Origin of the sequence: Cellulomonas sp. A375-1, from assembly GCF_001040865.1 — a bacterium.
GTDB lineage: Bacteria > Actinomycetota > Actinomycetes > Actinomycetales > Cellulomonadaceae > Cellulomonas > Cellulomonas gelida.
This window is the reverse complement of the sequence record NZ_LFKW01000154.1, coordinates 1-6,560: the sequence shown is the minus strand read 5'-3', so window position 1 is coordinate 6,560 and position 6,560 is coordinate 1. Positions and strand designations below refer to the sequence as shown.

Genomic DNA, 6,560 nt, shown 5'->3' with positions numbered 1-6,560 from the left:
GGTGGGGACGGGGCGGGGGTCTGGGCGGGATCAGGAGGGGTGGCGGGTGGCCGCGAGGGCTTGCTGGTACTCGGTGGTGGTGCCGTCCGGGCGGACCTCCTGCAGGACGTGGTCCGCCACGCCGAGGTCGTGCAGCGTCGCGGTCAGGGCGCGGACGTCGTCGTCGGACAGGACCGTGGGGTCGACCGTGGTGCGGACCTGCACGTCGACGCCCGAGTCGAGCACCATCCGCAGGCTCGCGAACGCCTGGTCGGCCGCAGTCGTCTCGCCGCCGACGCGCGTGATCGCGCGGTACAGGTGCCGCGGCGCCTTGACGTCGAATCCGATCCAGTCGACGAGCGGCAGCAGCGCCTCGAGCTTGCGCGGGTAGGCCCCGCCGGTGTGTAGGCCGACGCCGAACCCGCGGTCGCGGACCTCGCGCATCGCGTCGGCCAGCGCCGTCTGCCTCGTCGGCTCGCCGCCGGAGAACACGACCCCGTCGAGGAGCCCGGCACGACGAGTGAGGAGCTCGCGCACCTCGCGCCACGGGACCTGACCCGGCGCTCGCGGGTCGAGGATCGCGTGGTTGTGGCAGTACGTGCAGCGCCACGGGCAGCCCTGCAGGAACACGGTCGCGACGAGCCTGCCCGGCCAGTCGCACGACGACATCCGCGTGAGCCCGGCGATCACGAGGTCACCGGCGCAAGCCTCCTTGCGCCCGCCGCCGAGGGTGAGCGCCGCAGCGGCACCCACTCCGGGCAGGAGGGGGCCCGCGGCCGCGCCCCGCGGACCCGACCGCGCGGGACCGGCGTCCCCCGCGGTCCCGAGCGGGGCCGCCTCGCCGCGCGCAGGGGGCAGCGCCCGCTCGTCGTCGGACGACGACGGACGCTGCCCCACCGACGCGACTGTCACGCGAGCGCCGCCACGGACTCGCGGAAGTGCGTGCGCTCGGCGTGCTCGCCCTTCTTGCCCACGTTGAACGACGACACAGGCCGGTGGTAGCCCATGACGCGCGTCCACACCTCGCACTCCTGCATGCGGCCGACCTCGGCGCAGCGCGGGCACTCCTGGTGCTCGCCCGCCAGGTAGCCGTGGTTCGGGCAGATCGAGAACGTGGGGGTGACCGTCAGGTACGGCAGGCGGAACCGGGACAGGGACCTGCGGACCAGCTCACGGGCGGCGTCGGGGGTCGACAGTCGCTCCGACATGTACAGGTGCAGCACCGTGCCGCCCGTGTACTTCGTCTGCAGCTCGTCCTGGCGCTCGAGCGCCTCGAACGGGTCGTCGGTGAAGCCCACCGGGAGCTGCGAGGAGTTGGTGTAGTACGGGTTGGCGTCCGTGCCGGCCTGCAGGATCCCCGGGAAGCGGGCCCGGTCCTCCTTGGCGAAGCGGTACGTCGTGCCCTCGGCCGGCGTCGCCTCGAGGTTGTAGAGGTGGCCGGTCTCCTCCTGGAAGTCGACCATCCGGGCCCGGACGTGGTCCAGGACCCGCACGGCCATCTGGTGACCGCGGGGGTCGGTGATGTCGTACTCGTCGCCGCTGAAGTTGCGGATCATCTCGTTGAGACCGTTGACGCCGATCGTCGAGAAGTGGTTGTCGAGGGTGGCCAGGTAGCGCTTGGTGTACGGGAAGAGGCCCTGGTCGATCAGCCGGCCGATCACCTCGCGCTTCAGCTCGAGGCTGGTGCGGGCGTACTCGACGAGCTCGTCGAGCCGGGCAAGCAGCGCGGGCTCGTCGCCCGCGTGCACGTACCCCAGGCGCGCGCAGTTCACGGTGACGACGCCGATCGAGCCCGTCTGCTCCGCCGACCCGAACAGGCCGTTGCCGCGCTTGAGCAGCTCACGCAGGTCCAGCTGCAAGCGGCAGCACATCGAGCGCACGTCGCCCGGCTTCATCTCCGAGTTGATGAAGTTCTGGAAGTACGGCAGGCCGTACTTCGCGGTCATCGCGAACAGCGCGTCCGCGTTCGCGCTGTGCCAGTCGAAGTCCTGCGTGATGTTGTACGTCGGGATCGGGAACGTGAAGACGCGGCCCGTGGCGTCGCCCTCGGTCATGATCTCGATGTACGCGCGGTTGATGACGTCCATCTCCGGCTGCAGGTCGCCGTAGGTGAAGTCGCACGGCTCGTCGCCGACCATCGGGACCTGGTCCTTGAGGTCGTCAGGGCAGATCCAGTCGAACGTGAGGTTCGTGAACGGCGTCTGCGTGCCCCAGCGGCTCGGCACGTTGAGGTTGTACACGAGCTCCTGGATGCCCTGCTTGACCTGCGCGTACGTCAGGTTGTCCGTCCGCACGTACGGGGCCATGTACGTGTCGAAGCTGCTGAACGCCTGCGCCCCGGCCCACTCGTTCTGCATCGTGCCGAGGAAGTTGACGATCTGACCGATCGCCGCCGAGAAGTGCTTCGCCGGACGCGCGTCGACCTTGCCGGGGATCCCGCCGAGGCCCTCCTGCAGCAGCGTGCGCAGGCTCCAGCCCGCGCAGTAGCCGGAGAGCATGTCGAGGTCGTGGATGTGCAGGTCGCCCTCGCGGTGCGCCTCACCGACCGCCGCCGGGTAGACCTCGGACAGCCAGTAGTTCGCGACGACCTTGCCCGCGGTGTTGAGGATCAGGCCGCCCAGCGAGTAGCCCTGGTTGGCGTTGGCGTTGACGCGCCAGTCGCTGCGGTCGAGGTACTCGTCGATCGACGACGCCACGTCGACCGTGACGGGCGCGGTCGGGGTGGGGGCCTGCGCGGCGGGCTCGGACATGGCGGTGTGCGCTCCTTCGTCGTCGAATTCATGATCTCACCGCGACCCCCACATGTAGTGGTGCGCTTGGTGGACGTTCACAAGATGTGGGAATTTCTATGCCCACGGCGGGTGGCGCTCCGGGACCTTGGTCCCGCCGGACCGGGTGCCCGCAGGTGGCGCGCGCGGCCGCGCCACGAAGACACGGCGTGTCGCTGCGCGCAGTTCACCCGGACGCCCCGGCGTGTCGGTCCGCGGGCTCGCTCCGGCTCTCACGACGGGCGCCGAGGCGGCCCTGCCCGGGGCACGCGGCGACGAGCGCCGACCACCCCTCGACCCTCGCAGGTGCCGGCGCGCGGGGCACCGCGTCGTAGCCTTGGCGCACGTCGCAGTCGAGTGCACGGCACCACCGCGCCGGCCCTGCCGACCGCCACCGCCCCAGCCCCGCCGTGGGAGAACCATGACCGCGAACGACCCCGACGCACGGGACCTCACCCCACGCGACGTCGCGGTCCGCGCCGCGGTCGCGGACGACGTGGCGGGCATCTGCGGGTTCGGCGAGGCGCACGTACGGGCCCACTACGCGCCGCTGATCGGCACGGCGGCCGCCGACGAGCAGGTGCGCCGCTGGTGGAGCTCGCAGTACGTGGGCGCGGCGGTCGCGGCAGGGGACGTCGTCGTCGCCGAGCGCGACGGTCGCGTCGTCGGGGTGGCGCAGCACGGTCGGGCCGGCCTAGACCACGTGGTCTACAAGCTCTACGTCGCGCCCGGCCTGCGCGGGAGCCGCCTCGGGCCCCGCCTCGTCGCCGCACTCGTCGAGCGGCTCCCCCCGGATGTCGACCGGCTGTTCGTCGAGCACGTCGCCGCCAACCGCCGTGCAGCCGCGTTCTACGAGCGTGAAGGGTTCGCGGTGGACCACGTCGACCCTCACCCGAGCGGCGACCTCGCGCTCGGCACCGTGTGGCGCATGCGGACGCTGCGCAGGTGACCGCCCGTGCCCCCGCCGGGACGCACCCGCGGGGGCACTTCGTCGGCGCCTCATCCCCGACACCTGCGAGCGCGAGCTCACAGACCTCGTCCGGAGCACGGCCGCTCGGGTGCGAGCATGGTCGGGTGGAGTCCGACGAGCTGCTCGACGTGCTGCTCGCCGGTGGACGACGAGCCGAGCGCGCGACCCACGTGCGCCACGTCCCGGCACGCGAGGGGGTGCGCGAGCCGTGGCCTGCGTGGGCGGACACGGACCTGGTGCGCGGCTACCGCGCCCTCGGGGTCGACTCGCCGTGGCGGCACCAGGCGCAGGCCGCGCAGGCCGCATGGGCCGGCCGGCACACCGTCCTGGCGACGTCGACGGGCTCCGGCAAGTCCCTCGCGTACTGGCTCCCCGCGCTGAGCGCGGTGCGCGGGCGGGCGGCCGAGGCCGCGCTCGACCCGGGCCGCATCGAGTCCGCCCGACGTCGCGCGAGCGTCCTGTACCTGTGCCCGACGAAGGCGCTCGCGGCCGACCAGCTCGCCGCGCTCGACCGTCTGCTGACCGCCGCGCAGGTGCGCGACGTCCGGGTCGCGACGTGCGACGGGGACACCTCGACCGACGAGCGCCGCTGGGTGCGCGACCACGCCGACGTCGTGCTGACCAACCCGGACTTCCTGCACTTCTCTTTCCTGCCGCAGCACGAGCGATGGTCGCGGCCGCTGGCGTCGCTGCAGTACGTCGTGCTCGACGAGTGCCACGCGTTCCGCGGGGTGTTCGGCGCGCACGTCGCGCTCGTGCTGCGCCGCCTGCGCCGCCTGGCCGCGGCCTACGGCGCCTCGCCCACGTTCGTGCTGGCCTCCGCGACCACGGCCGACCCGGCCGCGAGCGCCGCACGCCTGCTCGGCGTCGACCCGCAGGAGGTCGAGTCCGTCACCGAGGACGCCTCGCCCGCGGGACGCAAGACCGTGGTGCTGTGGGAGCCGCCCGAGCTGCCCGGCTACGGCCCGGACGCGAGCACTCCGTGGGCCTCGCTGCTGCCGGACGAGGACCCGTGGGCGACCCCGGGCGAACCTGAGACCCGGCCGCGCCGCACGGCGACCGCCGAGGTCGCCGACCTCCTGGCCGACCTCGTCGTGCACGGCGGCCGGACGTTGGCGTTCACGCGCTCGCGCCGGGCGGCAGAGTCGGTCGCGACCGCCACGCGCGAGCACGTCGCCCACGCCGACCCGTCGCTGCGCGCCACGGTCCAGGCCTACCGCGGCGGGTACCTGCCCGAGGAACGACGAGCGCTCGAGCACGCGATCCGGTCCGGTTCGCTGCGCGCGCTCGCGACGACGAACGCGCTCGAGCTCGGCGTGGACATCTCCGGCCTCGACGCGGTGCTCATCGCGGGGTGGCCGGGGACGCGCGTCTCGTTCTGGCAGCAGGCCGGCCGTGCCGGGCGTGCGGGCGCCGACGGGCTCGTCGCCCTCGTCGCGCGCGAGGACCCGCTCGACACCTACCTCGTCCACCATCCCGAGGCGGTGCTGGACGTCCCCGTCGAGGCGACCGCGTTCGACCCGACCAACCCGTACGTGCTCGCCCCGCACCTGTGCGCGGCCGCCGCCGAGCGCCCGATCCGCGCCGAGGAGCTCCCGCTGTTCGGCGACCGCGCGCTGGCCGTGCTCGACGACCTCGTCGCCAACGGCGTGCTGCGCCGCCGCTCGTCGGGCTGGTACTGGACGCATGCGGAGCCCGCCTCGCGGCTGACCGACCTGCGCGGCGCGGGCGGGAACCCCGTGCGCGTCGTCGAGACCGACACCGGGCGTGTCCTCGGCACCGTCGACGCCGCCGCGGCCGACGCCACGCTCCACCCGGGCGCGGTCTACGTGCACCAGGGGGCGACGTTCGTCGTCGACGAGCTGCACCAGGCAGACGACGTCGCGCTCGCGACCCGCCGGGACGTCGACTTCGGCACCTGGGCCAAGTGGCTGTCCACGACCGCGATCGTCGACGTGCACGACGAGCGCCACTGGGGCCCGGTCGCGTGGTACCTCGGCACGGTCGACGTCACGTCGCAGGTGCTCGGGTTCCACCGCAAGCACCTGCCCGACCTGCGCGTGCTCGGCTACGAGGACCTCGAGCTGCCGCCGCGGACGCTGCGCACGTCGTCGGTGTGGTGGACCGTGCCGGCGTCCGTGCTCGAGGAGGCGGGCGTGACGCTCGAAGCACTGCCCGGAGCGTTGCACGCCGCGGAGCACGCCTCGATCGGTCTGCTGCCGTTGCTCGCGACGTGCGACCGCTGGGACCTCGGCGGGCTGTCCACCGCGCTGCACCCCGACACGGGCGAGGCCACCGTCTTCGTGCACGACGCCCACCCCGGTGGGGCCGGCTTCGCCGAGCGCGGCTTCCACCTCGGAGCGACCTGGCTCACCGCGACCCGCTCCGCGATCGCCGACTGCCGGTGCACCACGGGGTGCCCCGCGTGCGTGCAGTCGCCCAAGTGCGGCAACGCCAACAACCCCCTCGACAAGGCCGCCGCGCTGCGCCTGCTCGATGCCGTCCTGCGTCACGCCACGGCCTGACGCCACCCCACCTGACGCGACCCCGCCAGACCTCGGCCCGCCCGACCCCGCGGCGGCCGACCCAGCATCACCAGGATCCGTAGGACCCGGCTCGGCACCGGCCGGCTCCGCGCCGCGCGGGCCGGCGCGGGCGTGAGCGCGGGCCGTCGCTCCCGGCGCGGCCACGTCGACATCCACCGCCACGACGCCTGCGAGACCCGCCGTGCACCTGACCAGGTCCGCACCGTTGCGCTCCGCGACACGGCTCGCCAGCGCGCAGGCCGCCGCCTCGTCGTCCCCGCGCTGCATGCGCGTCGCGGCCGCGAGCGCCGCGAGGTC

The 6,560-nt window shown here is 73.7% G+C and carries 4 protein-coding genes; 2 read left to right on the top strand and 2 right to left on the bottom strand.

Annotated elements, in window-relative coordinates; all coding sequences use genetic code 11:
• Window positions 1–30: 30 nt before the first annotated feature.
• Together CWIS_RS16905 and CWIS_RS16900 are read right to left on the bottom strand one after the other, a co-directional pair.
• Window positions 31–876, bottom strand: coding sequence for an anaerobic ribonucleoside-triphosphate reductase activating protein (locus CWIS_RS16905; protein ID WP_369796604.1), 846 nt, complete (start codon window positions 874–876; stop codon window positions 31–33).
• 11 nt (window positions 877–887) lie between these two features.
• On the bottom strand, window positions 888–2,729 hold the full coding sequence (locus CWIS_RS16900) for a ribonucleoside triphosphate reductase (RefSeq protein WP_048344521.1): 1,842 nt from the start codon (window positions 2,727–2,729) through the stop codon (window positions 888–890).
• A gap of 439 nt (window positions 2,730–3,168) precedes the next feature.
• Between CWIS_RS16900 and CWIS_RS16895 the strand changes: the two genes are divergently transcribed.
• Both CWIS_RS16895 and CWIS_RS16890 read left to right on the top strand, forming a co-directional pair.
• Window positions 3,169–3,696: a GNAT family N-acetyltransferase gene (locus CWIS_RS16895; RefSeq protein ID WP_048344520.1), complete on the top strand. Its 528-nt coding sequence runs from the start codon at window positions 3,169–3,171 to the stop codon at window positions 3,694–3,696.
• Between the two features lie 125 nt (window positions 3,697–3,821).
• Window positions 3,822–6,242, top strand: coding sequence for a DEAD/DEAH box helicase (locus CWIS_RS16890; RefSeq protein ID WP_156186704.1), 2,421 nt, complete (start codon window positions 3,822–3,824; stop codon window positions 6,240–6,242).
• Window positions 6,243–6,560 lie beyond the last annotated feature (318 nt).